Annotated in this window: 26 protein-coding genes, 2 pseudogenes and 1 riboswitch; of the genes and pseudogenes, 18 read left to right on the plus strand and 10 right to left on the minus strand. The window is 71.1% G+C overall.

Annotated features, from left to right (window positions below; genetic code table 11):
• The first annotated feature begins 11 nt into the window (after positions 1-11).
• Complete coding sequence (gene sodN / locus IO33_RS0111430) at positions 12-407, plus strand: superoxide dismutase, Ni (protein WP_023546844.1); 396 nt, start codon at positions 12-14, stop codon at positions 405-407.
• A gap of 7 nt (positions 408-414) precedes the next feature.
• Here the strand turns inward: sodN and IO33_RS54075 are convergent.
• Positions 415-645: pseudogene (locus IO33_RS54075) on the minus strand (tyrosine-type recombinase/integrase); the annotation flags it as partial.
• Positions 646-1308: 663 nt separating this feature from the next.
• Here IO33_RS54075 and IO33_RS0111435 point away from each other — a divergent pair.
• Genes IO33_RS0111435 through IO33_RS0111450 form a run of 4 tightly spaced genes read left to right on the plus strand, consistent with a single transcriptional unit; the run spans position 1309 to position 3722 of the window.
• The gene (locus IO33_RS0111435; RefSeq protein WP_031163320.1) at positions 1309-2016 is read left to right on the plus strand and encodes a B3/B4 domain-containing protein; all 708 of its coding nucleotides are present in this window, start codon (positions 1309-1311) and stop codon (positions 2014-2016) included.
• Positions 2017-2058: 42 nt separating this feature from the next.
• Positions 2059-2457, plus strand: coding sequence for a helix-turn-helix transcriptional regulator (locus IO33_RS0111440; RefSeq protein ID WP_031163322.1), 399 nt, complete (start codon positions 2059-2061; stop codon positions 2455-2457).
• Between the two features lie 40 nt (positions 2458-2497).
• The gene (locus IO33_RS0111445) at positions 2498-2914 is read left to right on the plus strand and encodes a VOC family protein (protein ID WP_031163324.1); all 417 of its coding nucleotides are present in this window, start codon (positions 2498-2500) and stop codon (positions 2912-2914) included.
• Between the two features lie 43 nt (positions 2915-2957).
• Positions 2958-3722 carry a VOC family protein gene (locus IO33_RS0111450; protein ID WP_031163326.1) on the plus strand — a complete coding sequence of 255 codons (765 nt, stop codon included), beginning with the start codon at positions 2958-2960 and terminating at the stop codon, positions 3720-3722.
• Positions 3723-3780: 58 nt separating this feature from the next.
• On the opposite strand, the gene IO33_RS0111455 is transcribed toward IO33_RS0111450, so the two are convergent.
• The 4 genes and pseudogenes from IO33_RS0111455 to IO33_RS0111470 form a co-directional block, all read right to left on the minus strand.
• On the minus strand, positions 3781-4113 hold the full coding sequence (locus IO33_RS0111455) for a DUF952 domain-containing protein (RefSeq protein WP_031163328.1): 333 nt from the start codon (positions 4111-4113) through the stop codon (positions 3781-3783).
• A 26-nt stretch (positions 4114-4139) separates the two neighbouring features.
• Positions 4140-4560: pseudogene (locus IO33_RS46600) on the minus strand (dihydrofolate reductase family protein).
• Positions 4561-4615: 55 nt separating this feature from the next.
• A complete protein-coding gene (locus tag IO33_RS0111465) occupies positions 4616-5749 on the minus strand; it encodes a family 2 encapsulin nanocompartment cargo protein polyprenyl transferase (RefSeq protein ID WP_031163330.1) in 1134 nt (377 codons plus the stop codon).
• 112 nt (positions 5750-5861) lie between these two features.
• Positions 5862-7268 carry a family 2B encapsulin nanocompartment shell protein gene (locus IO33_RS0111470; protein ID WP_031163332.1) on the minus strand — a complete coding sequence of 469 codons (1407 nt, stop codon included), beginning with the start codon at positions 7266-7268 and terminating at the stop codon, positions 5862-5864.
• Between the two features lie 268 nt (positions 7269-7536).
• Between IO33_RS0111470 and IO33_RS0111475 the strand changes: the two genes are divergently transcribed.
• Positions 7537-8130, plus strand: coding sequence for an N-acetylmuramoyl-L-alanine amidase (locus IO33_RS0111475; RefSeq protein ID WP_031163334.1), 594 nt, complete (start codon positions 7537-7539; stop codon positions 8128-8130).
• A gap of 146 nt (positions 8131-8276) precedes the next feature.
• Entirely contained in the window at positions 8277-9182 is a 906-nt protein-coding gene (locus tag IO33_RS0111480; protein WP_031163336.1) for a 1-aminocyclopropane-1-carboxylate deaminase/D-cysteine desulfhydrase, read from the plus strand.
• On the opposite strand, the gene IO33_RS0111485 is transcribed toward IO33_RS0111480, so the two are convergent.
• Positions 9179-10774, minus strand: coding sequence for a Na+/H+ antiporter (locus tag IO33_RS0111485; protein ID WP_031163337.1), 1596 nt, complete (start codon positions 10772-10774; stop codon positions 9179-9181). The genes IO33_RS0111480 and IO33_RS0111485 overlap by 4 nt on opposite strands.
• Positions 10775-10835: 61 nt before the next feature.
• Here IO33_RS0111485 and IO33_RS0111490 point away from each other — a divergent pair, with 61 nt between their 5' ends.
• From IO33_RS0111490 to IO33_RS0111500, 3 genes are all read left to right on the plus strand, one after another.
• Positions 10836-11096, plus strand: a complete 261-nt coding sequence (locus IO33_RS0111490) for a UBP-type zinc finger domain-containing protein (protein ID WP_031163340.1) — start codon at positions 10836-10838, stop codon at positions 11094-11096.
• Positions 11097-11420: 324 nt separating this feature from the next.
• Complete coding sequence (locus IO33_RS0111495) at positions 11421-11837, plus strand: ATP-binding protein (RefSeq protein WP_031163342.1); 417 nt, start codon at positions 11421-11423, stop codon at positions 11835-11837.
• 17 nt (positions 11838-11854) lie between these two features.
• Complete coding sequence (locus tag IO33_RS0111500) at positions 11855-12946, plus strand: RNA polymerase sigma factor SigF (RefSeq protein WP_245235761.1); 1092 nt, start codon at positions 11855-11857, stop codon at positions 12944-12946.
• A gap of 12 nt (positions 12947-12958) precedes the next feature.
• On the opposite strand, the gene IO33_RS0111505 is transcribed toward IO33_RS0111500, so the two are convergent.
• Positions 12959-13405, minus strand: a complete 447-nt coding sequence (locus IO33_RS0111505; protein WP_031163346.1) for a hypothetical protein — start codon at positions 13403-13405, stop codon at positions 12959-12961.
• 199 nt (positions 13406-13604) lie between these two features.
• Between IO33_RS0111505 and IO33_RS0111510 the strand changes: the two genes are divergently transcribed.
• Both IO33_RS0111510 and IO33_RS0111515 read left to right on the plus strand, forming a co-directional pair.
• The gene (locus IO33_RS0111510) at positions 13605-14573 is read left to right on the plus strand and encodes a diacylglycerol/lipid kinase family protein (protein ID WP_031163348.1); all 969 of its coding nucleotides are present in this window, start codon (positions 13605-13607) and stop codon (positions 14571-14573) included.
• Positions 14574-14893: 320 nt separating this feature from the next.
• A complete protein-coding gene (locus IO33_RS0111515) occupies positions 14894-15151 on the plus strand; it encodes a WhiB family transcriptional regulator (protein ID WP_003992873.1) in 258 nt (85 codons plus the stop codon).
• A 233-nt stretch (positions 15152-15384) separates the two neighbouring features.
• Here IO33_RS0111515 and IO33_RS0111520 read toward each other — a convergent pair whose 3' ends face one another.
• Together IO33_RS0111520 and IO33_RS0111525 are read right to left on the minus strand one after the other, a co-directional pair.
• Positions 15385-16860, minus strand: coding sequence for a sensor histidine kinase (locus IO33_RS0111520; protein WP_078963508.1), 1476 nt, complete (start codon positions 16858-16860; stop codon positions 15385-15387).
• 319 nt (positions 16861-17179) lie between these two features.
• The gene (locus tag IO33_RS0111525) at positions 17180-17809 is read right to left on the minus strand and encodes a TetR/AcrR family transcriptional regulator (protein WP_031163353.1); all 630 of its coding nucleotides are present in this window, start codon (positions 17807-17809) and stop codon (positions 17180-17182) included.
• A gap of 169 nt (positions 17810-17978) precedes the next feature.
• Here IO33_RS0111525 and nagB point away from each other — a divergent pair, with 169 nt between their 5' ends.
• From nagB to mctP, 4 genes are all read left to right on the plus strand, one after another.
• Positions 17979-18764, plus strand: a complete 786-nt coding sequence (gene nagB, locus IO33_RS0111530; RefSeq protein WP_031163355.1) for a glucosamine-6-phosphate deaminase — start codon at positions 17979-17981, stop codon at positions 18762-18764.
• Positions 18765-18929: 165 nt separating this feature from the next.
• Entirely contained in the window at positions 18930-19694 is a 765-nt protein-coding gene (locus IO33_RS0111535; protein ID WP_031163357.1) for a GntR family transcriptional regulator, read from the plus strand.
• 134 nt (positions 19695-19828) lie between these two features.
• Positions 19829-20092, plus strand: a complete 264-nt coding sequence (locus tag IO33_RS0111540) for a DUF3311 domain-containing protein (RefSeq protein ID WP_031163359.1) — start codon at positions 19829-19831, stop codon at positions 20090-20092.
• Positions 20089-21717, plus strand: a complete 1629-nt coding sequence (gene mctP / locus IO33_RS0111545) for a monocarboxylate uptake permease MctP (protein WP_031163362.1) — start codon at positions 20089-20091, stop codon at positions 21715-21717. The genes IO33_RS0111540 and mctP overlap by 4 nt, the downstream gene beginning before the upstream one ends.
• Positions 21718-21841: 124 nt before the next feature.
• On the opposite strand, the gene IO33_RS0111550 is transcribed toward mctP, so the two are convergent.
• Positions 21842-22678, minus strand: a complete 837-nt coding sequence (locus IO33_RS0111550) for a hypothetical protein (protein ID WP_031163364.1) — start codon at positions 22676-22678, stop codon at positions 21842-21844.
• 374 nt (positions 22679-23052) lie between these two features.
• A riboswitch (cobalamin riboswitch) is annotated at positions 23053-23120 on the plus strand.
• Between the two features lie 172 nt (positions 23121-23292).
• Here IO33_RS0111550 and IO33_RS0111555 point away from each other — a divergent pair.
• Both IO33_RS0111555 and IO33_RS0111560 read left to right on the plus strand, forming a co-directional pair.
• Entirely contained in the window at positions 23293-25656 is a 2364-nt protein-coding gene (locus IO33_RS0111555) for a ribonucleoside-diphosphate reductase subunit alpha (RefSeq protein ID WP_031163366.1), read from the plus strand.
• The gene (locus IO33_RS0111560) at positions 25656-26669 is read left to right on the plus strand and encodes a ribonucleotide-diphosphate reductase subunit beta (protein ID WP_031163368.1); all 1014 of its coding nucleotides are present in this window, start codon (positions 25656-25658) and stop codon (positions 26667-26669) included. Before IO33_RS0111555 ends, IO33_RS0111560 begins: the two co-directional genes overlap by 1 nt.
• Positions 26670-26696: the final 27 nt, after the last annotated feature.

Raw genomic sequence — 26696 nt, forward strand, 5'->3', positions numbered from 1 at the left:
AGGAATGCTCCATGCTTTCCCGCCTGTTTGCCCCCAAGGTCAAGGTCAGCGCCCACTGCGACCTGCCCTGCGGCGTGTACGACCCGGCCCAGGCCCGCATCGAGGCGGAGTCGGTGAAGGCCGTCCAGGAAAAGATGGCCGGCAACGACGACCCCCACTTCCAGGCGCGCGCCACCGTCATCAAGGAGCAGCGCGCGGAGCTCGCGAAGCACCACGTCTCCGTGCTCTGGAGCGACTACTTCAAGCCCCCGCACTTCGAGAAGTACCCGGAGCTGCACCAGCTGGTCAACGACGCCCTGAAGGCCCTCTCGGCCGCCAAGGCGTCCACCGACCCGGCGACGGGCCAGAAGGCGCTGGACTACATCGCCCAGATCGACAAGATCTTCTGGGAGACCAAGAAGGCGTGATCTCCTCTTACGCCCTCTGACCTGCGATTTCTTTCATTGCAGTGTCTACCTGTCCGCACCCGGTCCGCAGGCCGCCGAGCACGGCGTCCATGACGGTCCGGGTGCGGTCTTCTTCATCCGGTCACAGCTGGGCGTAGATCCGCAGCGTGATGACGGCGGACGCGTGGCCGAGAACGAGCTGCACCTGCTTGACGCTCGCCCTGCCGGCGATGAGGGCGGAGGCGAAGAAGTGGCGCAGGCCAACTCGACGTCCGGCACTTGAGGCCGAGCAGCTCGCCTATGCGCAGGCCCACGCGCACGAGGACGTCGTCAACGTTGCGCACGCTGCCGGGGCCGAGCAGTTCGGACAGGCTCTTGAACAGCACCTGTATGTCGTCGCGGCGGATCGCCGCCTCGACGGCTGCCAGCCGAGAGCTTGGCACGGCCGAGCGCCCCGCCGATGTCCCGACGTTCGGGCACCAAACGGAACCCGGCCGCCGCCGCTAACCCGGCAGACGAGGATGCCGCCCCGGCAGTGGATCTCGAACGAGCCGTACCGGGCGATGTGTTCGTCCAGGATGGTGCGGGCCCGCTCGACCGTGGCCTGAGCCCTCCCCGAGCCCTGACCCGAGCCGTCACCCGAACCGTCCCCGGACCCTGTCCCGAACCGTCACCCCAGCCGTCCCCGATCCCCTCCCTGACCCGAGCGGTCACCCGGACCTGCCCTGAGCCCGCACCTCACCCAAGCCGCACCCGGCCCCTGACCCGAGCCGTCCCGAACCCTGACCCGAGCCCTCACCCGAACGCCACCCCGATCCCTGCCCCAGCCCCGGCCCCTGGCCTGAGCGCTCACCCGCACCCGCAGCCGACCCCCCAGGAAACCCCCGCGCCACCCGCTCCCAGCAGGAAACGGAACCCGTCCATGCCCGCCTTCCGCATCGACCCCGCCGTCGCAGAGGCCTTCCCCGACACGCTCATCGCCCTCGTCACCGCCACCGGCCTGCGCGGCCGCGAACCCTGGCCGCACACCACCGCCGCCCTGGCGGAGCTGGAGCGCCGACTCGCCGACGGCACCTGGCTGCCGGCCGACGAGACCGACCCTCGCATCGAGGCGTGGCACACCGCCTACCGGGCGTTCGGCACCAACCCACGCCGCGTCCGCCCCAGCGTCGACGCGCTCGGCCGCCGCCTGGCCAAGAAGGGGACGCTGCCGCGCATCAACCCGGCCGTCGACTCCTACAACGCCGTCTCCGTCCGCCACGGCCTGCCCGCCGGCGCCTTCGACCTGGACCAGGTCACCGGCGACGTCGACATCCGGTACGCGGACGGCACCGAGTCCTTCACCCCGCTCGGCGAACCCGGCACCATCGAGACCCCGAACCCCGGCGAGATCATCTACGCGGACACCACCGGGGTGCTGACCCGCCACTGGAACCACCACGACGCCCACCGCACCCGGGTCACCGAGGACTCCACCCGCGTCGCCTTCCTCCTCGAAACCCTCCACGCCACCCGCGACGGCGACCTCCTCAAGGTCGCCGCCGGCACACTGCAGGGCCTCCTCGCCCCGCACGCCGGACACAGCACCGTGCACTACCTCAGCCCGACCCAGCCTCGGGCCACCGTGTGACAGCCGTACGTCGATGTCAGTGCCCTGTGCCAAGCTGTCGACGTGACCCTGGAGGACCTCAGACGGCTGCGTCGTGTGCGCGACCGCATGGACCGCGAGTACGCCGAGCCGCTCGACATGACCGAGCTGGCCCGCGGCGCCCACATGTCGCCCGGCCACTTCCAGCGCAGCTTCCGCAAGGCGTTCGGCGAGACGCCGTACAGCTATCTGATGACCCGCAGGGTCGAGCGGGCCAAGGCGCTGCTGCGCCGGGGCGACCTCACCGTCACCGAGGTGTGCCTCGCCGTGGGGTGTACGTCGCTCGGCTCCTTCAGCTCCCGCTTCACCGAGCTGGTCGGGGAGACGCCGAGCGCCTACCGGGCCCGCGACCACGAGGAGAGCGCGGTGATCCCGTCCTGTGTGGCCCGTACGTTCACCCGGCCACGCCGCCGGTCCTGGTGACTCGCGCGCGCCTGGGTCCCGATGGGCCTAGCGTGAGCCCATGGACGTGAAACTCAAGCAGTGCTTCATCGCGGTGGACGACCATGACAAGGCGCTCGCCTTCTACCGTGACGTGCTCGGCCTGGAGGTCCGCAACGACGTGGGCTTCGAGGGCATGCGCTGGGTGACGCTGGGCTCACCGCTCCAGCCGGACGTCGAGATCGTGCTGGAGCCGCCCGGCGCGAACCCGGACGCCTCCCCCGCCGACCGGCAGGCGATGGCCGAACTGCTCGCCAAGGGCATGCTGCGGGGTGTCATCTTCACGACCGAGGACTGCGACGCGCTGTACGAGCGGGTGCGGGAGTCCGGCGGGGATGTGCTCCAGGAGCCGACGGACCAGCCGTACGGGGTGCGTGACTGCGCCTTCCGGGACCCGGCGGGCAACCAGTTGCGCTTCCTCCAGCGGCCCGCGGAGTGAAATCCCGTGGGTGACCGGGGAGTCGGCACCTACACTCCCCGGCATGATCATTCGCTGGACCTACGCCTTCGTCGACCGGCCCCTCGGCCGGCTGACCGAGGCCCGCGCCTTCTGGACCGCCGTCACCGGCACCCGGCCGTCCGAACCCCGCGGTGAACAGGGCGAGTTCCTGACCCTGCTGCCCGGGGACGCCGACGGGGCGGACGCCTGCGCGAAGCTCCAGGGCGTCACCGGGGGCGCGGGCGGGGCCCACCTCGACTTCTGCGCCGAGGACGTACGGGGACTGATCGGGGCGGCCCGTGAACTGGGCGCCGACCTGGTGGCGGACCACGGCGACTGGGCGGTGCTGCGTTCTCCGGCGGGGCAGTTGTTCTGCGCCGTGCCCTGGCACGGGGAGACGGTACGGCCGCCCGTGGTGGCGGGCAGCCGGCTCGACCAGGTCTGCCTCGACATCCCGCCGTCGGCGTACGCCGCCGAGTCCGACTTCTGGGCCCGGCTCACCGGCTGGGAGCGGCACACCGGTTCACGGCCGGAGTTCCAGGTGCTCAAGCCGCCGGCGGGACTGCCCGTCCGGATCCTCCTCCAGCGGCTCGGCGAGGAACGCCCCGCCTCCGCCCATCTCGACCTCGCCTGCGCGGACATCGCCGCCGTCCAGGCCCGGCACGAGGAGCACGGGGCGGTCCGGACGGGCGGTGGCCCGCACTGGACGGTGATGCGCGACCCGGCGGGCGGCGTCTACTGCCTGACCGGCCGGGACCCGGTGACCGGCGGGCTGGCCGGCGCCGGTCGGCCCGCCGCGGGCGCGTAGGCACCAGGGACCGGGACGCCGGAGGGCCCCGGGCCCGGCGGACACCCGTCCTCGTCGGTCACCCCCAGCGCTCCACGTCCACCACGGCGTCGGCGGGCACCGGCCCGTACACGTGCGGGAACTCCTCCCCGCCCGGCTTCATGGCCTCGTACTTCACCGGCACGTCGACCAGGGCCGGATCCACGACCAGCACGACCAGCTCGTCCGGACCGTCGTAGTCGCCGTAGAGGCGGGCGGCGATACGCGGAAGCTGCTCGCGGGTGGAGAAGTGGATGAAACCCTCCTCCTGGAGGGTGCGGCCAGGGGAGGACATCTCGTAGGCACCGTGTTCGCGTGCCTTCTCCCAGAGGGAGCGTTCGGTGATGTGGAATATATGGGGCATTTTCGACATGGGCCCACGGTACGGCGGCCGCGGGATCAGCGCTTACGTGTGTACGTCCGCACGAGCACACCGTTGGTGAAGGCACGCACCGCGTCGAGGCCGAACTCCTTGATGCCGAGGCCGGTCGCGAACATGGGCATGCCCCTACCGTAGACGACCGGACAGGTCTTGATCACGAGTTCGTCGATCTCGTCCAGCAGCTGTCCGGCCAGGAGCGCACCGCCGCACAGAAAGACGTCCAGGCCGCCCTCCTCCGCCGGTGTCGAAGCGTACGTTCGGCACACCGTCCAGGCCCAGCCGCGGGCGGACCTGGGAGGGCAGGGTCTCCGGGAACTCCACCGCGAGGAAGGCGCCGTACTCCTCGTCCATGAAGCGGAACATCGCGGAGGCGTCGCCGTGTTCGTCGCCGATGAAGCCGTCGAGCGAGCAGGCGACGAAGTAGGTGAACTTGCGCAAACCGGCACCTTCTCGACAGGAGTGATGTGCGGGCCCGGCGGCCGGCGCGGCAGGATCAGCTGCTGCGCCGGGTCACGAACTCGGCGAGCGCCAGCAGCCCGCCCGCCGCGTCGGGGTCGGGGACCGCCCGGGACAGCTCCTGCACGGCGCGGGCCATCCGGTCGGCCGCCTCGGCCTGCGCCCAGTCCCGGCCGCCCGCCCGCTCCACGGCCAGCGCCGCCAGCGCCACGCCCTCGGTGTCACCAGCCACATACGGCCTGCCGTACAGCTCGGCGAGTTCGGCCGCCGCCTCCGTGCCGGTCGACAGGGCCGCCACCACGGGCAGCGACTTCTTGCGGGCCGCGAGATCCGCACCGGCCGGCTTCCCGGTGTACCGCGGGTCACCCCATATGCCGATGACGTCGTCGATCAGCTGGAAGGCGAGCCCGGCCTGGCGTCCGAAGCCGTCCAGCGCCGCCACGTCCCCCGGGCCGGCGCCCGCGTACAGCGCGCCGAGGGCGCAGGCGCAGCCGAGCAGCGCGCCGGTCTTGGCCTCGGCCATGGCGAGCACCTCGGCGAGGGTGACCTCCTCGGGGGCACGGCGCTCCAGGTCCGTGTCGGTGTGCTGGCCGGCGCACAGTTCCACGACGCAGTCCGCGAGCCGGGCCGCGGCCGGCCCGGCGGCCGGGTGCGGGTCCTCGGCGAGCAGCCGCAGGGCCAGCGCCTGCAGGGCGTCACCGGCGAGGATCGCGTCGGTGACGCCGAACACGGTCCAGGCCGTGGGCCGGTGCCGGCGGGAGGTGTCGCGGTCCATCACGTCGTCGTGCAACAGGGTGAAGTTGTGGACCAGTTCGACCGCCACCGCCGCCCGGACCGCCGCCGTACGGGCCGCCGGGCCGCCGAGGGCGGCGGCCGCCGCCAGGACGAGCGCGGGACGTATCGCCTTGCCGGCGTCGCCCGTCGCCGGGGTGCCGTCCGCGTGCTGCCGGCCGAAGTGGTAGAGCGCGATCCGGCGCATGGCGCCGGGCAGTGACTCCAGGGCCGCGTGCAGCTCCGGGTCGACGACGGCCCGCGTGCGCTCCAGCAGGGCCGCCGCCTCCTGTCCTTCGAGCGGACCGGCGTCGTCGGCCCTGCCCCACCGCTCCTCCGCCGTGCCGGGGCACGGCACGACGGCGGAACGCTGTTCGGTCTCCGTCATGAACTCGGCCATGTCTCCCCCTCGGCAGGTCCGCGGACGCCGGCGTCGCCGGCCCGGCCGGACGCATGTTCCGAGGGTCTACCCGCCACGGCGTGCGAGGACACGGCCGCGAAGTGCGGAAACGTCACCTCCAGCGGCCGATCTCGACGTTCTCCAGCACGCCGAGAGCGTCCGGCACCAGCACGGCGGCCGAGTAGTAGGCCGTCACCAGATACTTGATGATGGCCTGTTCGTTGATGCCCATGAAGCGGACGGACAGGCTCGGCTCGATCTCGTCCGGGACGCCCGACTGCCTGAGGCCGATGACACCCTGGTCCTGCTCGCCGGTGCGCATCGCGATGATCGAGGTGGTGCGCTCCGGGGTGACCGGGATCTTGTTGCACGGGTAGATCGGCACGCCGCGCCAGGTCGGGATGCGGTTGCCGCCGATCTCGACGGATTCCGGGACCAGCCCCCGCTTGTTCAGCTCGCGTCCGAACGCGGCGATCGCGCGCGGGTGGGCCAGGAACAGCTTGGTGCTGCGCCGGCGGCTGAGCAGTTCGTCCATGTCGTCCGGGCTGGGCACGCCGTCGTGCGGCTGGATCCGCTGGTCGTACTCGCAGTTGTGGAGCAGGCCGAAGTCGCGGTTGTTGACCAGCTCGTGCTCCTGGCGCTCCTTGAGCGCCTCGACCGTGAGCCGCAGCTGCTGCTCGGTCTGGTTCATCGGCTGGTTGTAGAGGTCGGCCACGCGGGTGTGGATGCGCAGCACGGTCTGGGCGATGCTCAGTTCGTACTCGCGGGGCCGCGCCTCGTAGTCCACGAAGGTGTGCGGGATGTCGGGCTCGCCGGAGTGGCCGGCCGCCAGCTCGACCTCCTTCTCGCCGTACTTGTTGGTCCGCTGCTCCGGGACGGCGCGCAGCTGCTCCAGGTGTGCGCGCAGGGTGTCGGAGCGCTCGGCGATCTGCTGGAAGTCCTGGCGGCTGAGGATCAGCACCGTGGTCGCGGTGTCGGCGCGGACGGTGTACTCCCAGATGGCGTCCGGGTCCAGCAGCGCCTGCTCGCCGAAGTAGGCGCCGTCGGCGAGGACTCCGAGGACGGCGTCGTCGCCGTAGGGGCCGGTGCCGATCTTCTCGACCCTGCCGTGCGCCAGCAGGTACACCTCGCCCGTCTGGTTCCCGAAGTCGGCGATCACCTCGCCGGGCGCGAAGTCGCGCTGGCGGCAGCGCCGGGCCAGCTCCGTCAGCACCTCCTGGTCCTCGTAGGAGCGCAGGGCCGGCAGCTCGCCGAGCTCGGCCGGGATGACCTCGACCTGGTCGCCGGTCTTCACGAAGGTGATGCGGCCGTCGCCGACGGAGTACGTCAGCCGCCTGTTGACGCGGTACGTGCCGCCCTGCACGTCGACCCACGGGAGCGTGCGCAGCAGCCAGCGGGAGCTGATCTCCTGCATCTGCGGAACGGACTTGGTGGTGGTGGCCAGGTTCCGCGCTGCCGCCGTCCCGAGGGACTGCTGCGGCGTGCCTTGATCCGTGCGGACCTCTTCGCCTACCGACATAGAGAATTGCCTCCCAGGTTTCCCCGGTGCCGAATCGCACGGGCACCGGTCTCGTGACCGAGCCTTTCATCACCGAGAGTGGTCGCACCATTACCCGAAAGAGCGGGACTGGATCATCGCATCACTGGGCACGAAGAGGGATCCCGTCGCCGTCCGGGGGCGTCCGGTTTCGGCGGCGGTCTCGTTGCAGAAAGCGGAACGTACAGGCAGGTGCCGAACGGTCGCGTCCGGCGGCCGGCCCGGACCGGCACGGAACGAAGGAGGCGGCATGGCCCCACCCATGTCCGCGGGCGAGTTTCTGGACGCGCTGCGAGCGGAGGGCGTCACCGTCGTCGAGGTCGGCGACTGGCCGCACCACAACCGCAACCACAAGGGCCCGTGGGGGCCCGTGCACGGCGTGATGATCCACCACACGGTGACCCGGGGCAGCGCGCACACGGTCCGGATCTGCCGGGACGGCCATCCGGCGCTGCCGGGCCCGCTGTGCCACGGCGTGATCACCAAGGACGGCAGGGTCCACCTGGTCGGCTACGGCCGCGCCAACCACGCCGGCCTCGGCGACGACGACGTGCTGCGCGCGGTGATCGCCGAGAAGGGGCTGCCGCCGGACAACGAGGCGGACACCGACGGCAATCGGCACTTCTACGGCTTCGAGTGCGAGAACCTGGGCGACGGGGCGGACCCCTGGCCACAGGCCCAGCTGGACGCGATCGAGCGGGCGGCCGCCGCGGTGTGCCGGCGGCACGGGTGGAGCGAGAGGTCGGTCATCGGCCACCTGGAGTGGCAGCCGGGGAAGGTGGATCCGAGGGGGTTCGGGATGGGGTGGCTGCGGGAGCGGGTGGCCGAGCGGCTGAAGGGGTAGCGCCGGGGTGCGTCGCCGGGCGCGGGTCCGCGGTGGGCGGGCGCGCGGTTCCCCGTCCCCGCCGCGCGGCTCCCCACGCCCGTCGCGCAGCTCCCCACGCCCGTCGCGGGGCGCCCGTGACCGTCGTAGCGGGTGACAATGAAGCCGTGACCAGCCGGACTGCGCTCGCTCCCCGCCTGCCCTCTCCTCTTCAGGAAGTAGGGGACGAGCGGTTCGGCCGTCACGGCCTGCGGCTGCTCCTGAAGCGCGACGACCTGATCCACCCGGACCTCATCGGCAACAAATGGCGCAAGCTGGTGCCGAACATCGAGGCGGCCGGCGGCCGCCCCCTGGTCACCTTCGGCGGTGCCTACTCCAACCACCTGCGCGCCACCGCCGCCGCGGGCCGCCTCCTCGGTCTGCCGACCACCGGCGTGGTCCGCGGCCAGGAGCTGGCCGGCCGTCCGCTCAACCCCTCGCTGGCCCGGTGCGCGGCGGACGGCATGCGGCTGCACTTCGTCGACAGATCGACATACCGGCACAAGACCGAGCCGCAGACCCTGGCGGCGATCCTGCGCGCGGCCGGCGCCGAGGAGGCGTACGTCGTCCCCGAAGGCGGCAGCAACAGCGCGGCCGTACACGGCTGCCGGGCCCTCGGCGAGGAACTGCGCGGGCACGCCGGCGTCGTCGCGGTCGCCTGCGGCACCGGCGGCACGCTCGCGGGGCTCGCCGCCGGGCTGGCGGCCGGGCAGCGCGCGCTCGGCGTGCCGGTCCTCAGGGGCGGTTTCCTGGAACGCGACATACAGCAGCTGCAGGAACGTGCCTTCGGTGCCCGCACCGGCTCCTGGTCCCTCGACGAGCGTTTCCACTTCGGCGGCTACGCCCGTACGACACCCGAACTGCACGCCTTCGCGGAGGACTTCGAGCGCCGCCACGGACTGCCCGTCGAACATCTCTATGTCGCCAAGTTGCTCTACGGGCTTGTCACCCTCGCCGACGAGGGCGCCTTCCCGCGCGGGACGACGATCGCCGCCGTCGTCACCGGACGGCCGTTCGCCGGGGGGCGGGCCTAACCCGCCTCCCGGTACGCCGCCGCCTCCTCCAGGTCCAGGCGTCTGAGCAGCGCGCGCAGCATCTCGTCGTCGATGTAGCGGTGGTCGCGGAGCTTGACGAAGACCTCGCGTTCGGCGCTGATCATCTCGCGGGACAGCCGGCGGTAGGTGTCGTCCACGGTCTCGCCGGTGACCGGGTTGGTCTGCCCCAGGCGCTCCCAGACGGCGTTGCGGCGGCGCTCCAGGACCGTGCGCAGCCGGTCGGCGAGCGGCGGGGGCAGGGCGTTGCGCTCGTCGGACAGCAGCTCGTCCAGGCGCCCCTCGGCGGCCCGGGAGGCCTGCGCCTGGGCGTTGGCCTCGGCGAGCGTCTCGGCCTGCCGGTCGCGCCCCGGGAAGCGCATCAGGCGGATCAGCGGCGCGAGCGTCAGGCCCTGCACGACGAGCGTGCCGATGACCGTGGTGAAGGTCAGGAACAGGATCAGGTTCCGCTGCGGGAAGGGAGCACCGCCGTGCACCGTGAGCGGGATCGAGAACGCGATGGCCAGGGACACCACGCCCCGCATGGCGGCCCATCCCGTCACGACCGGGCCCCGCCAGGTGGGGTCCTCCTCGCGCTCCCTGACGCGGCGGAAGAGCCGGCGGGGCACGAAGGTCGCCGGGAACACCCAGACGAAGCGGGCCGCGACGACCACGAGGAAGATCGCGGTCGCGTACCAGACCGCGTCGACGCCCTCGTACGCGCCCAGTCCCTTCAGGACCGTCGGCAGCTGCAGGCCGATGAGCGCGAACACGGCCGATTCCAGCACGAAGGCGACCATCCGCCACACTGCGTCCTCCTGGAGCCGGGTGGCGAAGTCGACCTCCCACGCGCGATGCCCGAGGTAGACCGCGACCACCACGACGGCGAGGACCCCGGAGCCGTGGAACTGCTCGGCCACGCCGTAGGCGACGAAGGGGATCAGCAGGGAGAGCGTGTTCTGCAGCAGCGCCTCCTTCAGGTGGGTGCGCAGCCAGTGGATCGGCACCATGAGCACCATTCCGACGACGACACCGCCGACGGCGGCCCGCAGGAACTCGCCGACGCCGCCCGCCCAGGTGGCCCCCTCACCGACGGCCGCGGCGAGCGCCACCTTGTACGCGGTGATCGCGGTGGCGTCGTTGAGCAGGGACTCGCCCTGCAGGATGGTGGTGATCCTGGACGGCAGGCCGACCCGGCGTGCGATGGCCGCGGCCGCGACCGCGTCCGTCGGGGCCACCACCGCGCCCAGGACCAGCGCGGCGGGCAGCGGCAGCCCCGGCACGACGAGATAGGCGGCCCAGCCGACGGCGAAGGTCGCGAAGAGCACGTACCCGATCGACAGCAGCCCCACGGGCCGCATCTGGGCGCGCAGATCGAGGTACGAGCTCTCGGTGCCCTCCTTGTACAGCAGCGGGGGCAGCACCAGGGGCAGGACGACCTCCGGGTCCAGCGTGTAGTGCGGGACGCCGGGGATGTACGAGAGCGCCAGGCCCACGGCGACGAGCAGCAGCGGGGCCGGCACGGGGCCGCGCCGGGCGGCCCCCGCGACCGCCGCACTGCCCGCCACCAGCAACAGCAGCGGCATCACGTCCATGATCCTCGCCCACCCTCGTTTTCCGCGCGGCCACCCGCACACCCGTCGTAATCTGGCAATCATGAAACAGTGCACGCACGCCGAAGCGCTGCCGCACCCGGAGCCGGACCCGCGCGACGCCACCTGCCCGGAGTGCCTCCGGAACGGCACCCACCCCGTCCAGCTGCGGCTGTGCCTGACCTGCGGCCACGTCGGCTGCTGCGACTCCTCGCCGGGGAGACACGCCACGCAGCACCACGAGACGTCCGGCCACCCGGTCATGCGGTCCTTCGAGCCCGGCGAGGAGTGGCGGTGGTGCTTCGTGGACCACGTTCTCGTCTGAGTTCTGGTGTGCGAGCGGTTTCCCGGGCGCTCGCATTCCCGTCCGGCCGCCTTCTCGTGTGACACTGCATGCGGCGGCGACCGCACGACGGTTCGAGCGTGTGACGTCTGGGTACGTCAACCCGGCGCGCCCTCTTCCCATTTGGGCGCGCAAACCCTCTAGACACGGAGCGTATGCACAGCTTTACTGTGAGTGACGCCAGGGGGGTTGGGGTCCCGGGACAGGAACGTTCGGAGCGCGATAGCGTCACCGCGGAACCACGTACGCGTTACCCCGGGGGGCGACCCTCGGCCCCGTAAAGCTTGTACCACCATGGAGGTGAGGGTGTCCCAGATCGCAGGCGAGCCCACGGCGAATCAGGACTTCGTGGAAGTCCGGCTGCCGGCTGCGGGTGCCTACCTGTCGGTGCTGCGGACGGCCACGGCCGGTCTCGCGGCCCGCTTGGACTTCACCCTGGACGAGATCGAGGACCTGCGCATCGCCGTGGACGAGGCCTGCGCGATCCTGCTCCAACAGGCCGTGCCCGGCTCCGTGCTCAGCTGTGTCTTCCGGCTCGTCGACGACTCGCTGGAAGTCACGGTCGCGGCGCCGACCACGGACGGTCACGCCCCCTCGCGGGACACCTTCGCCTGGACCGTGCTGTCGGCCCTCGCGGGCAAGGTCTCGTCCGCCGTCGACGAGGACAAGACCGTGTCGATCAGCCTCTACAAACAGCGCGGCGCGGGCCCTGGCCCGGCGTGAGGAACGGGGACGGTCCGGTGCGGGACGAAGAGCGCGGCACACGGGAGCTGCCGGCCGGGGACGGGGGTGCCTCCTGGCCGAGGACGGCCGAGACGTCCGGGGAGGGCCCCCGGGACGGTTCCCGGCGCATGGCGGACGGCATCGACGGCATCCCCGAGCAGGCCAGACCGCACCCGGAGGACGACTCCGCGCGGGCCGGCGGTGACGGTTCCGTTGAGGGCGCGCCCGCGGCGGGACCCCGCGCGGCGGCCAGGGCTCGGGGAAGGGCTACGGGCGGGACGATGAGCGAGCACGAGCGGTACGCCGAGGACGACGCGCCGGGCGCGGAAGCCGTGCAGGCCGCACAGCACGACCCGCAGGACCGCAGCGGGGCCCGGGCGAAGTTCGTCGAGCTGCGCGGGCTGAACGCGGGCAGCGCGGAGTACGCGGAGCTGCGCAACCAGCTGGTCCGCATGCACCTGCCGCTCGTGGAGCACCTGGCGCGCCGCTTCCGCAACCGCGGCGAGCCGCTGGACGATCTCACGCAGGTCGCCACGATCGGCCTGATCAAGTCCGTCGACCGGTTCGACCCGGAGCGCGGCGTGGAGTTCTCCACGTACGCCACCCCGACCGTCGTCGGCGAGATCAAGCGGCACTTCCGCGACAAGGGCTGGGCCGTCCGCGTGCCGCGCCGGCTGCAGGAGCTGCGGCTCGCGCTGACCACGGCGACGGCCGAGCTGTCCCAGCTGCACGGCCGCTCCCCCACGGTCCACGAGCTGGCCGAGAAGCTCGCGATCTCCGAGGAGGAGGTCCTGGAGGGCCTGGAGTCCGCCAACGCGTACTCCACGCTGTCCCTGGACGTCCCCGACACCGACGACGAGTCCCCGGCGGTCGCCGACACCCTCGGCGCGGAGGACGAGGCGCTGGAGGGCGTGGAGTACCGGGAGTCCCTGAAGCCGCTGCTGGAGGACCTCCCGCCGCGGGAGAAGCGGATCCTGCTGCTGCGCTTCTTCGGGAACATGACCCAGTCGCAGATCGCGCAGGAGGTCGGCATCTCCCAGATGCACGTCTCCCGGCTGCTGGCGCGCACCCTGGCCCAGCTGCGGGAGAAGCTCCTCGTCGAGGAGTAGCGCGGCCCCGCGCTACTCGGCGCGGCCCGGTCCCCTGATGCCGAGGGCCCGGGTCGTCTCGCCGTTGACGAGCAGCACCAGCGCCGCGACGGCGACGGCCGTGAGCGCGATACCGGCCGGGACGGCCAGGCTGTCGGCGTGGATCAGGTTGTACGCGATCGGCAGCGCCATGAGCTGGGTGATCACCGCGGGACCGCGGCTCCAGCTGCGCCGCAGCAGCAGTCCGCGCGCGGCGAGCAACGGCAGCAGCGCGAGCACGACCAGTGTGATGCCGAGGGTCACGGCCTGCTGCCGGTCGTCCGGTGAACCGGTGAGTCCGAGCACGAGCACCCACAGACCGCCGCCGCCCAGGGCGAGCCCTTCCAGCGCGGCCAGCACGGCGGCGTACGTCAGCCGGCGCGGGCGCGGGCCGGCGGCGGCTTCGGCGGTGTCCTGGGCGGGGCTCTGCTCACTGCTCACCCCAGCAGGGTAGCGGGGGCGGTGCGAGCGTCCCGAAAGAGGCGCGGGCAACCGCGCGATCAGCCCACCCCGCACGCCCGCCCGGCAGCGGTGCCGCACCCCCGCGGCGCGGCACCGTGTCCACTGTCACGTCCCCGCCTCTTACCGGATCCCTACCTCGCTGTGTGCCCGGTACCCCCCAGTAGGTACGCTGCCCTCCATGCGTGCACTTCTCGTGGTCAATCCGGCGGCAACCACCACAAGCGCACGCAGGCGTGACGTCCTGATCCACGCGCTGGCGAGCGAGATGAAGCTGGAGGCGGTCACCACCGAGTACCGCGGCCACGCGCGCGACCTCGGCCGGCAGGCGGCGGACAGCGACGACATCGACCTCGTGGTGGCGCTCGGCGGCGACGGCACGGTCAACGAGGTCGTCAACGGCCTGCTGCACGCCGGCCCCGACCCCGAGCGCCTGCCCGGCCTCGCCGTCGTGCCGGGCGGATCCACGAACGTCTTCGCCCGCGCCCTGGGCCTGCCCAACGACCCCGTGGAGGCCACCGGCGCCCTGCTGGACGCCCTGCGCGAGGGCAGCGAGCGGGTCGTCGGGCTAGGCCTGACCTCGGGCACGCCCGGCACCGAGGACGAGGCGGTCCCGGACCGCTGGTTCACCTTCAACGCCGGCCTCGGTTTCGACGCGGGCGTGGTCGGCCGGGTCGAGCAGCAGCGCGAGCGGGGCAAGAAGTCGACGCACGCGCTGTACGTCCGCCAGGTGGTCCGGCAGTTCCTCGGCGAGCAGAACCGCCGGCACGGCTCGATCACCCTGCGGCAGCCCGGCGCGGATCCGATCAGTGATCTTGTGGTCGCCATAGTCTCGAACACGTCCCCGTGGACGTATCTCGGCAATCGCCCCATGTATACGTCGCCTAAGGCGTCGTTCGACACGGGCATCGACGTGCTCGGTCTCAGCCGCCTCTCGGCGGCCGCGGTTGCCCGGTATGGCACCCAGTTGCTCACTTCGTCCCCCGAGCGCGGACCCCATGGCAGGCATGTGGTCTCCCTGCACGACTTGGACCGGTTCACCTTGCATTCGAAGGCTCCCCTCCCCCTGCAGATGGACGGTGACCACCTCGGGCTGCGTACGAGCGTGACGTTCACAGGCGTACGCCGTGCACTGCGTGTGATTGTGTGAGCGGAAGACGCAAAAGTCCTTTCACTCGAACGTTTAGGCCAGGATCCACCCCATGGAAGTACGGCTGTGACCTAGTCGACACCGAGGAATCAAAAAAAACTTTCCGGAAGGGGTTGTATCCGCCGCTGAGGTTTGCGAGTCTCTACGTGGCGATCGGGACGGCCCGCAACACCGGCCTCCACTGATCACCGGAACCCCTCTTCAAACCAAGGACCACGCCGGGGAAGACTCGGCGGTCGGCCCTTCACTTGTTGAGGGATTCGTGAAAGCGTTCACATTCACAAGCAATCTGCATGTAATACCAAGGAGAGGTAGCAGCCATGGACTGGCGTCACAACGCCGTTTGCCGCGAGGAAGACCCCGAGCTCTTCTTCCCCATCGGCAACACCGGTCCTGCGCTGCTGCAGATCGAGGAAGCCAAGGCCGTCTGCCGTCGCTGCCCGGTGATCGAGCAGTGTCTGCAGTGGGCGCTCGAGTCCGGTCAGGACTCCGGCGTCTGGGGTGGTCTCAGCGAGGACGAGCGCCGCGCCATGAAGCGCCGCGCCGCCCGCAACCGGGCCCGTCAGGCCTCCGCCTGACACTCCCACCCCTGCTGACAGCCTGAGCTTGGCGGCGCGTGCAGCACGCACGCATCTCCCGCCCCCGAGCCGCAGCGCGCAGTATCCCCCGATGCGCTTAGCCCAACAGCAGAGCAGCAACGAGCACGAGCCTCGGACCCATGGCGGTCCGGGGCTTTTTGCTGTGCCCGCACCGTGCCGGCACCGCGCCCCCGCTCCACAGGGCAAACGGCCGCCGTCATACGGCAGTCGGCCTACTTCTGCGCCCGCACCGGAATGTCGAGGATCACCCTGGTCCCGCGGCCCGGCGCCGGGACCATGTCGAAGGAGCCGCCCAACTCGCCCTCCACCAGGGTGCGGACGATCTGCAGACCGAGGTTGCCCGAGCGGTGCGGGTCGAAGTCCTCGGGCAGCCCGACCCCGTCGTCCTGGACGGTGACGAGGAGGCGGGCCTCCTTCGTCGTACCGCCGCGGACCGCCGACACCTCGACCGTGCCGGTGTCGCCCTCGCGGAAGCCGTGCTCCAGGGCGTTCTGCAGGATCTCGGTGAGGACCATCGACAGCGGGGTGGCCACCTCGGCGTCGAGTATCCCGAAGCGTCCGCTGCGCCGGCCGGTCACCTTGCCCGGCGAGATCTCGGCGACCATGGCCAGCACACGGTCGGCGATGTCGTCGAACTCCACACGCTCGTCCAGGTTCTGGGACAGCGTCTCATGCACGATCGCGATCGAGCCGACACGCCGGACGGCTTCCTCCAGGGCCTCCCGGCCGCGCTCGGACTCGATGCGCCGGGCCTGCAGCCGCAGCAGCGCGGCCACCGTCTGGAGGTTGTTCTTCACCCGGTGGTGGATCTCCCGGATGGTCGCGTCCTTGGTGATCAACTCCCGTTCGCGCCGCCGCAGTTCGGTGACGTCCCGGCACAGCACCAGGGAACCGATCCGGGTGCCCTTGGGCTTGAGCGGGATCGCCCGGAACTGGATCACGCCGTCATGGGCCTCGATCTCGAACTCCCGCGGCGCCCAGCCGCTGGCCACCTTGGCGAGCGCCTCGTCCACCGGCCCCCGGGTCGGGGCGAGTTCGGCGGTGGTCTGGCCCAGGTGCTGGCCGACCAGGTCGGCGGCGAGACCGAGGCGGTGGTAGGCGGAGAGGGCGTTCGGAGAGGCGTACTGGACGATGCCGTCCGCGTCGAGGCGGATCAGGCCGTCGCCGACGCGCGGCGAGGCGTCCATGTCGACCTGCTGGTCGGGGAAGGGGAAGGAGCCCGCCGCGATCATCTGGGCGAGGTCCGAGGCGCTCTGGAGGTAGGTCAGCTCCAGCCGGCTCGGGGTGCGCACGGTCAGCAGATTGGTGTTGCGGGCGATCACGCCGAGGACGCGGCCCTCACGCCGCACCGGGATGGACTCGACCCGTACGGGGACCTCTTCACGCCACTCCGGGTCGCCCTCGCGCACGATCCGGCCCTCGTCCAGCGCCGCGTCCAGCATGGGCCGGCGGCCGCGCGGGACGAGGTGGCCGACCATGTCGTCGTGGTAGGAGGTGGGGCCGGTGTTGGGGCGCATCTGGGCGACCGAGACGTACCGCGTGCCGTCGCGGGTGGGGACCCACAGGACCAGGTCGGCGAAGGAGAGGTCGGAGAGCAGCTGCCACTCCGAGACCAGCAGATGGAGCCACTCGAGGTCGGAGTCGTCGAGGGCGGTGTGCTGGCGGACCAGTTCGTTCATGGAGGGCACGTCTGCGAGCGTACCCGCGGGCCGGGGGTGGCCGGAAAACACCCGCGGGCCGCGGCGCCTGGAAGGGACCCTCAACCCTCCCGGCACCGCAGCCCGGAGCATCATCGGCCGTGGGGTGTGCGGTCCCGGTCGGCCGAAGGTCGAGGAGCCGGGGCAGTCAGGGCAGAGAGCGCCGGTTCCTCGATCCGCCTTCCTGTGCGGGGAAGACGGAGGCTTGTTCACTTGGATTGTGGACTAGACCACAAGGATGTGTCCACGGGCTTGTCGGCATGCACGACTGATGGCACCCGATGCCGCCACGCAGCCTAGCCCGCCTCGGTCAGTCGCGGGGCCAGATGGCCGTGGCAATTTCCGCGAGCGCTTCCAGTTCCTCGCGGCTCGCTCCGTCGCGGGCCTGCTGGGACATGCCCTGGATCATCGCGCCGGTGTGCCGGGCGAGGGTCGTGGCATCGGTGCCGGCCGGGAGCCGCCCGGCCGCGACGTCCGCCCTGATCCGGGACGCGAGGGCGGCGATGTTCCCGTTGCGCCGCTCGCGCAGCAGCTCCTCGATCTCGGGGCTGGTGCAGTTGGTGGCCGCGTGCACGACCAGGCAGCCGTACGGGTGCGCGGGGTCGGTGTACGCGACGGCGGCCTCGCGCAGCGTGCGCTCGACGGCGGCGCGGGCGGTGGGCTCCTCGGCGAGGGCGCGGCCGACGAAGGCGCCGTGGGTGTCGGCGTAGACGCGGACGACCTCCTCGAACAGGGTCCGCTTGTCACCGAAGGCCGCGTACAGGCTCGGGGCGCCGATGCCCATGATCCGGGTGAGGTCGGAGACCGAGGTGGCCTCGTAGCCGTGCTCCCAGAAGGCCATGAGCGCCTTCTCCAGCGCGGTGGCCCGATCGAAGGAGCGCGGCCGGCCGCGCCCCTTCGGCGCCCTGACCTGCTCTTCCGCCTGTCCGCGTCCCACCATGGAGTGTATTTTATAGCGCACCCTAGAGAAATGTCTCCGTCGCGTCGTACGATTTTTATGTAGCGATCGTTAGGCAAATCCGAAGGGAGGGCCGGCGCACGGCGATTCTGTTAGATTGGTCTAAACCACATAGAGACGCACGAGCCCACTTCAGAACGGCAGGCCCAGCGTGGAAGTTGTCATCGTTCCGGACGCCGCGGCGGGCGGCGAGCTGATCGCCGAGGCCATGGCCCAGCTGCTGCGACGCAAGCCCGACGCCCTGCTCGGCGTGGCCACCGGCTCCACCCCGCTGCCCGTCTACCAGGCGCTGACCACGAAGGTGCGCTCCGGCGCCGTCGACACCTCGCGGGCGCGCATAGCCCAGCTCGACGAATACGTGGGGCTGCCCGCCGAGCACCCCGAGTCCTACCGCTCGGTGCTGCGCCGGGAGGTGCTGGAGCCGCTGGGCATCGGCATGGACGCGTTCCTCGGGCCCGACGGCACCGCCCCGGACGTCCAGGCGGCCTGCGAGGCGTACGACCGGGCGCTCACCGGGGCCGGCGGGGTGGACCTGCAGCTGCTCGGGATCGGCACCGACGGGCACATCGGGTTCAACGAACCGTGCTCCTCGCTCGCCTCGCGCACCCGGATCAAGACACTGACCGAGCAGACCCGCGTCGACAACGCCCGCTTCTTCGACGGCGACATCGAGCAGGTCCCGCACCACGTCATCACCCAGGGCATCGGCACCATCCTGGAGGCCCGGCACCTGGTGCTGCTGGCGACCGGCGAGGGCAAGGCGGACGCGGTCGCCGCGACCGTCGAGGGACCGGTCGCGGCCGTGTGCCCGGCCTCCGCGCTCCAGCTCCACCCGCACGCCACGGTGGTCGTCGACGAGGCCGCCGCCTCCAAGCTGAAGCTCGCCGACTACTTCCGGCACACCTACGCCAACAAGCCGGACTGGCAAGGGATCTAGTCCAGGGACCGGGCCGTTGGACTAGACCAACAGCAGGTGCGACGGTATACAGAGGAGATCACGGAGGGTGCGGGTGGACTCCTGGCACACGAAGCCGTGCCACGATGTGACCCGTGGCCGATGCCAGTCGGTCGCTTTCGGCATCCGGAGCCGGGAAGGCAGAGCATGAGCACCGACGTCAGCAGTGCGGAGAACGAGGCCGGCACGATTGGCCGTACGGCGCGCGTGCCCAAGTACTACCGCTTGAAGAAGCACCTGCTCGACATGACGGAGACGCAGGCCCCGGGCACCCCGGTACCGCCCGAGCGCACACTGGCGGCCGAGTTCGACACCTCCCGCACCACCGTCCGCCAGGCCCTGCAGGAGCTGGTCGTGGAGGGCCGGCTGGAGCGCATCCAGGGCAAGGGCACCTTCGTCGCCAAGCCCAAGGTCTCCCAGGCCCTCCAGCTCACCTCCTACACCGAGGACATGCGCGCCCAGGGCCTGGAGCCGACCTCGCAGCTGCTGGACATCGGCTACATCACCGCCGACGACCGGCTCGCCGGGCTCCTCGACATCACCGCCGGCGGACGCGTGCTGCGCATCGAGCGGCTGCGCATGGCCAACGGCGAGCCGATGGCCATCGAGACCACCCACCTGAGCGCCAAGCGCTTCCCCGCCCTGCGCAGGTCGCTCGTGAAGTACACCTCCCTCTACACCGCGCTCGCCGAGGTCTACGACGTCCATCTCGCCGAGGCCGAGGAGACCATCGAGACCTCGCTGGCCACTCCGCGCGAGGCGGGCCTCCTCGGCACCGACGTGGGCCTGCCGATGCTGATGCTCTCCCGCCACTCCCTGGACCGCGAGGGCAAGCCCGTGGAGTGGGTGCGGTCGGTCTACCGGGGGGACCGCTACAAGTTCGTCGCGAGACTCAAGCGGCCCACGGAGTAAGGCGCTTGGGACCGGTGGATCTTCGCTGAATCGATATACCGATATACGGACGAGGTCTTCCACTGTCGCGACACCGTCACCTAGATTGCCTGCGCATTACACAGGTGATCAGCGAGGGGACGGAGAGCCGTGGCATGTCCGAAACACCTGAAGTGAGACCACCGGTCGTCACCCCGGCCCGGGTGATCATCGCTCTGTGCCTCGTCGCGCCCTTCGTGGCGATGCTGTGGGTCGGCTCGTACGCCAAGGCGGACCCGGCCTTCATCGGGATCCCGTTCTTCTACTGGTACCAGATGCTCTGGGTGCTGATCTCCACCGCACTCACCGTGACCGCGTACCAGCTGTGGCAGCGCGACCAGCGTGGCCGCGCCTCCCGGAAGGGCGGTGAGACCAAGTGAAGGACGGTGTCAACGGCGTCGCGCTCGGCGTCTTCATCTTCTTCTTCCTGGCCGTCACGGTCATGGGCTTCCTCGCCGCACGCTGGCGCAGGGCCGAGAACGAGCACTCCCTGGACGAATGGGGCCTGGGCGGACGGTCGTTCGGCACCTGGGTCACCTGGTTCCTGCTCGGCGGCGACCTGTACACGGCGTACACCTTCGTCGCCGTGCCGGCGGCGATCTACGCGGCGGGCGCGTCCGGCTTCTTCGCGGTGCCGTACACGATCCTGGTGTACCCGCTGATCTTCACCTTCCTGCCGCGCCTGTGGTCGGTCTCGCACCGCCACGGGTACGTCACCACCTCGGACTTCGTGCGGGGCCGGTTCGGCTCGAAGGGGCTGTCGCTGGCGGTGGCGCTGACCGGCATCCTGGCGACGATGCCGTACATCGCGCTGCAGCTCGTCGGCATCCAGGCCGTGCTGGACGTGATGGGCGTCGGCGGCGGGGACACCACCAACTGGTTCGTGAAGGACCTGCCGCTGCTGATCGCCTTCGGTGTGCTGGCGGCGTACACCTACTCCTCCGGTCTGCGCGCGCCCGCCCTGATCGCGTTCGTCAAGGACACGCTGATCTACATCGTCATCGCGGTGGCGATCATCTACATCCCGATCAAGCTCGGCGGCTTCGACGACGTCTTCGCCAAGGCGGGCCACGCGCTCAGCCAGGTCAACCCGGCGACGGGCAAGCCGCGCGGCGCGCTCGCCCCGCCGCAGGCGGGCCAGTGGACGTACGCCACGCTCGCCCTCGGCTCGGCGCTCGCGCTGTTCATGTACCCGCACTCGATCACCGCGACCCTGTCCTCCAGGAGCCGCGAGGTGATCCGCCGCAACACCACGATCCTGCCGCTGTACTCCCTCATGCTCGGTCTGCTGGCCCTGCTGGGCTTCATGGCGATCGCGGCCGGAGTGAAGGTGACCAACGGCCAGTTGGCGATCCCGCAGCTGTTCGAGGACATGTTCCCGGACTGGTTCGCGGGCGTGGCCTTCGCGGCGATCGGCATCGGCGCGCTGGTGCCGGCCGCCATCATGTCCATCGCGGCGGCGAACCTCTTCACCCGCAACATCTACAAGGACTTCATCAAGCCGGACGCGACGCCGAAGCAGGAGGCGCAGGTCTCCAAGTTCGTGTCGCTGCTGGTGAAGGTCGGCGCCCTGGTGTTCGTCCTCACCATGGACAAGACGGTCGCGATCAACTTCCAGCTGCTCGGCGGCATCTGGATCCTGCAGACCTTCCCGGCCCTGGTCGGCGGCCTGTTCACGCGCTGGTTCCACCGCTGGGCCCTGCTGGGCGGCTGGGCGGTCGGCATGGTGTACGGCACGGTCGCCGCGTACGGGGTGGCCTCGCCGACGCAGAAGCACTTCGGCGGCTCGGCCAAGGAGATTCCGGGCATCGGCGAGATCGGCTACATCGGCCTGACGGCGTTCGTCCTCAACGTCGCCGTGGCCGTGGTCCTCACCTTCGTCCTCAGGGCCGTCAAGGCCCCCGAGGGCGTCGACGAGACCAGCCCGGAGGACTACACGGCGGACGCGGGCGACCCCGGGGTGCAGGTGGAACTGCCGCCGGCGACGGCCGGAGCGGGCCACTAGCACCGGCGAGCACGCCGGCCCGAGCGGGCCGCCGGGGCAGGGTCCCCGGCGGCCCGTCGCCGCTCCCGCCCGACGCCCGTGCGGGCCGGGCGTCGCGGCGGGGCGGCCGTCGCCTGGCGGGACACTAGTCCCGGGTGCGTCCGGCCATCTCGTCCCAGAAGCGGTCCAGGTCCCTGACCCGCATACCGACCCAGGCGGGTGTCTTGCGGTGCAGGGTCCCCAGGCCCCTCGGCAGGCAGCGCCGGACGGGGCCGGGCAGCAGGGCCTGCTGCCGGCGGCAGAAGGGCTCACGGATCTCCCCCCGGGGCACATAGCCGCGCGGCGGATACGGGCACAGCTGGAACGTGCAGTCGGGCAGGCAGGTGGTGCCGGGCCCGGGCGGTTCCGAGGTGCTGGCCTTCATCCCGGGCCGCAGCGGGCTGCGGTCGCGCCGGATGCACGGCGGGAGGGGCATGCCCGGCTGTTCGGCGCGGGTCAGCCGCTCCTCGACCTCGTCGGGGTGTCCGTCGCGTTCGACGAGGTTCAGCAGGACCAGCACGTCGGCGACGAGGCGCTGGGCCCGGCCGTCCAGGGTGCGCCAGCCGGCCGAGGGCGGAATCCACAGGTGGTGCTTGCGGTAGCCCTGCGGGCGGCTGCGGGAACCGATGGTGTCGGCGACGCCCTTCTCGTCGATCCAGACGAACCGCTCGGGCCGCCCGGTCTCCAGGGCGAGCGCCACCAGGTCCCCGGCCTCCGCGACGAACGGGTGCAGGCGGCGCCTCGGCGCGGCGCCGTCGGGCCCCGGACGGTCCGGGGCGTGCTGGGCCGTGCCCGCCATCGACAGCCAGCGCTCCACGGTCTGCACGGCGGTCGTCCCGCGGATCTCCCGGGAGGGCTCACGGGCCGCCTCCCCGTCGCCGCCGTGCTCGGCCCCGCACCACCCGTCCTGGTCGTGACGGTTGACACTGTCCGGCAGTTCCACAGGCACAGCGCCTGGAGCAGGTTGAGCTGCGCGTACCAGCAGCGGCTCTGCTGCAGTACGGTCTCCGCCTGCCGGATCAGGTCGGTACGGGCGCCCGGGTAGGTGTGCAGATGGCGCTTGCGCCGGTTGGCCGCGTACTTGAAGCCCTGGGCGAGGGCGGTCTCCAGGGCGAGCGGCAGGTCGGGACGGAGGACCCCCACCGGTGCCGGCACCCGCCTTCCATGGAAACGCGCACGGCCCGCCCCGCAACCCGGCCGCCGCACCGTCACCGCGAGTTGACGCTCCGAAGCCACCGCACCACACAACAGACACAACATCTGGGGGTGACGCGACAGCCCGGCACTAGATGTATGCTCATCCTCGCTGTCGCCGCAGGGGAATCCGGTGCGAATCCGGAACTGTCCCGCAACGGTGTACTTGTGCATGTCCGTTCCGGAAACCCCGTGCACAGGAGTCAGTCCGAGGACCTGCCGACAGCGCGCCCGGCCGTCCGGTCCGGGTGCCCTGAGACGTCCGGGCCTCGTGGAGTGGGCCGGTGGACGCGACGCCGTGTGCGCTCGTGGCTGCCCCCTGCCCTCCGCAAGGCCCCCGTGCCGAGCGAGGGAGAGCCCCACGTGACCATCGCGCCAGCAGATCCGGCTTCAGCCAGCGGCCTGGAGACCGACGGTCCCGGTACCGCGCTGCTGCGGACCCTGACCGAGCTGACCGCCGACCTGCCCGACGCCGACCCCGGGCGGGTCGCCGCCGCCGCGCTGCGCGGCCGGTCGGCGCGCGCTGACGAGGCGGAGTTGCGCGAGCTGGCCACGGAGGCCGCCGCCGGGCTCATCTCCGAGGACCCCGCCTACTCCCGGCTGGCCGCCCGGCTGCTGACCCTCTCCATCCGGGCCGAGGCCGCCTCGCAGGGCGTGACGTCCTTCACCGGGTCCGTGGCCGTGGGGCACCGCGAGGGGCTCATCGCCGACCGGACCGCCGCGTTCGCGCGGCTGCACGCCGAGCGGCTGGACGCGCTGGTCGACACGGACGCGGACGACCGCTTCGGCTACTTCGGCCTGCGCACACTGCACAGCCGGTACCTCCTTCGGCACCCCATCACCCGCAAGGTCATCGAGACGCCCCAGCACTTCATGCTGCGGGTCGCGAGCGGCCTCGCCGAGGACGACACCGTCCGCTCCCTCGACGAAGTCGCCGCGCTCTACGGGCTCATGAGCCGCCTCGACTACCTGCCGTCCTCCCCCACGCTCTTCAACTCCGGCACACGGCACCCGCAGATGTCGTCCTGCTACCTCCTCGACTCGCCGCTGGACGAGCTGGACTCCATCTACGACCGCTACCACCAGGTCGCCCGGCTCTCCAAGCACGCCGGCGGCATCGGCCTGTCGTACTCCCGGATCCGCAGCCGCGGTTCGCTGATCCGCGGCACCAACGGGCACTCCAACGGCATCGTGCCGTTCCTGAAGACCCTGGACGCCTCGGTGGCCGCCGTGAACCAGGGCGGCCGGCGCAAGGGCGCCGCGGCCGTGTACCTGGAGACCTGGCACTCCGACATCGAGGAGTTCCTGGAGCTGCGGGACAACACCGGTGAGGACGCGCGCCGTACGCACAACCTGAACCTCGCGCACTGGATCCCGGACGAGTTCATGCGCCGGGTCAACGCCGACGAGCAGTGGTCGCTGTTCTCCCCGGCGGACGTGCCGGAGCTGGTGGACCTGTGGGGCGAGGAGTTCGACGCCGCCTACCGCAAGGCCGAGCAGGCGGGACTGGCGAGGAAGACAATGCCGGCCCGTGAGCTGTACGGCCGGATGATGCGCACCCTCGCGCAGACCGGCAACGGCTGGATGACCTTCAAGGACGCGGCCAACCGCACCGCCAACCAGACGGCCCTGCCCGGCCACGTCGTGCACTCCTCCAACCTCTGCACGGAGATCCTGGAGGTCACCGACGACGGCGAGACGGCGGTCTGCAACCTGGGTTCGGTCAACCTCGGCGCCTTCGTGAGCGGCGGGGACATCGACTGGGAGCGCCTCGACGAGACGGTCCGCACGGCCGTCACCTTCCTGGACCGCGTGGTCGACATCAACTTCTACCCGACCGAGCAGGCGGGCCGGTCGAACGCCAAGTGGCGGCCCGTCGGCCTCGGTGTCATGGGTCTGCAGGACGTGTTCTTCAAGCTGCGTCTGCCCTTCGACTCCCCGGAGGCCAAGGCCCTGTCCACGCGGATCGCCGAGCGCATCATGCTCGCCGCGTACGAGGCCTCCGCCGACCTCGCCGAGCGGAGCGGCCCGCTGCCGGCCTGGGAGAAGACCCGTACCGCCCAGGGCGTCCTGCACCCCGACCACTACGACGTCGCACGCGTCTGGCCCGAGCGCTGGGCTGCCCTGCGGGAGCGGATCGCGTCCGTCGGCCTGCGCAACTCGCTGCTGCTCGCGATCGCGCCGACCGCCACCATCGCCTCCATCGCGGGCGTCTACGAGTGCATCGAGCCGCAGGTCTCCAACCTGTTCAAGCGCGAGACGCTCTCCGGCGAGTTCCTGCAGGTCAACTCGTACCTGGTGCGGGATCTGAAGGAGCTGGGCGTCTGGGACGCGCGGACCCGTGAGGCGCTGCGCGAGTCCAACGGCTCCGTGCAGGACTTCGCCTGGATCCCGGCCGACGTCCGGGCCCTGTACCGCACGGCGTGGGAGATCCCGCAGCGCGGCCTGATCGACATGGCGGCGGCTCGGACGCCGTTCCTCGACCAGGCGCAGTCGCTCAACCTGTTCCTGGAGACGCCGACCATCGGCAAGCTCTCCTCGATGTACGCCTACGCCTGGAAGTCCGGCCTGAAGACGACGTACTACCTGCGTTCGCGGCCCGCGACGCGCATCGCCCGCGCCGCCCAGGCGCAGACCCAGACGACCCTCCCCGTCCAGCAGGTCAACGAGCCCGACGCGGTCGCCTGCTCCCTGGAAAACCCCGAGTCCTGCGAGGCCTGCCAGTAATGTCCAGCCGTCACACCAACCTGCTCGACCCGGGCTTCGAACTCACCCTGCGCCCGATGCGCTACCCCGACTTCTACGAGCGCTACCGGGACGCCATCAAGAACACCTGGACCGTGGAGGAGGTCGACCTCCACTCGGACGTCGCCGACCTCGCGAAGCTGACCCCGGCCGAGCAGCACCTGATCGGCCGGCTGGTGGCCTTCTTCGCGACGGGCGACTCGATCGTCGCGAACAACCTGGTCCTGACGCTGTACAAGCACATCAACTCCCCCGAGGCGCGCCTGTACCTGTCGCGTCAGCTCTTCGAGGAGGCCGTGCACGTCCAGTTCTATCTGACCCTGCTGGACACCTACCTGCCCGATCCGGAGGACCGGGCGGCGGCGTTCGCGGCCGTCGAGAACATCCCCTCCATCCGCGAGAAGGCCGGGTTCTGCTTCAAGTGGATGGACTCGGTGGAGCAGATCGACCGCCTGGAGACGAAGGCCGACCGCCGGCGCTTCCTGCTCAACCTCATCTGCTTCGCCGCGTGCATCGAGGGTCTGTTCTTCTACGGCGCCTTCGCGTACGTCTACTGGTTCCGCAGCCGGGGCCTGCTGCACGGTCTCGCCACCGGCACCAACTGGGTGTTCCGCGACGAGACGATGCACATGTCCTTCGCCTTCGACGTGGTCGACACCGTCCGCAAGGAGGAGCCGGAGCTGTTCGACGACGCGCTCCAGCAGCAGGTCACCGACATGCTGAAGGAGGCCGTCGAGGCCGAGCTGCAGTTCGCCCGCGACCTGTGCGGTGACGGCCTTCCGGGCATGAACACCGAGTCGATGCGGCAGTACCTGGAGTGCGTCGCCGACCAGCGTCTGACCCGCCTCGGCTTCGCCCCGGTGTACGGCTCGGAGAACCCCTTCTCCTTCATGGAGCTGCAGGGCGTCCAGGAGCTGACGAACTTCTTCGAGCGCCGCCCGTCGGCGTACCAGGTCGCGGTGGAGGGAACGGTCGACCTGGACGAGGACTTCTGATCCTCCTTCACCGTTCACGCACCGCGC

This window comes from Streptomyces durhamensis, from assembly GCF_000725475.1.
Taxonomy (GTDB): Bacteria; Actinomycetota; Actinomycetes; order Streptomycetales; family Streptomycetaceae; genus Streptomyces; species Streptomyces filipinensis.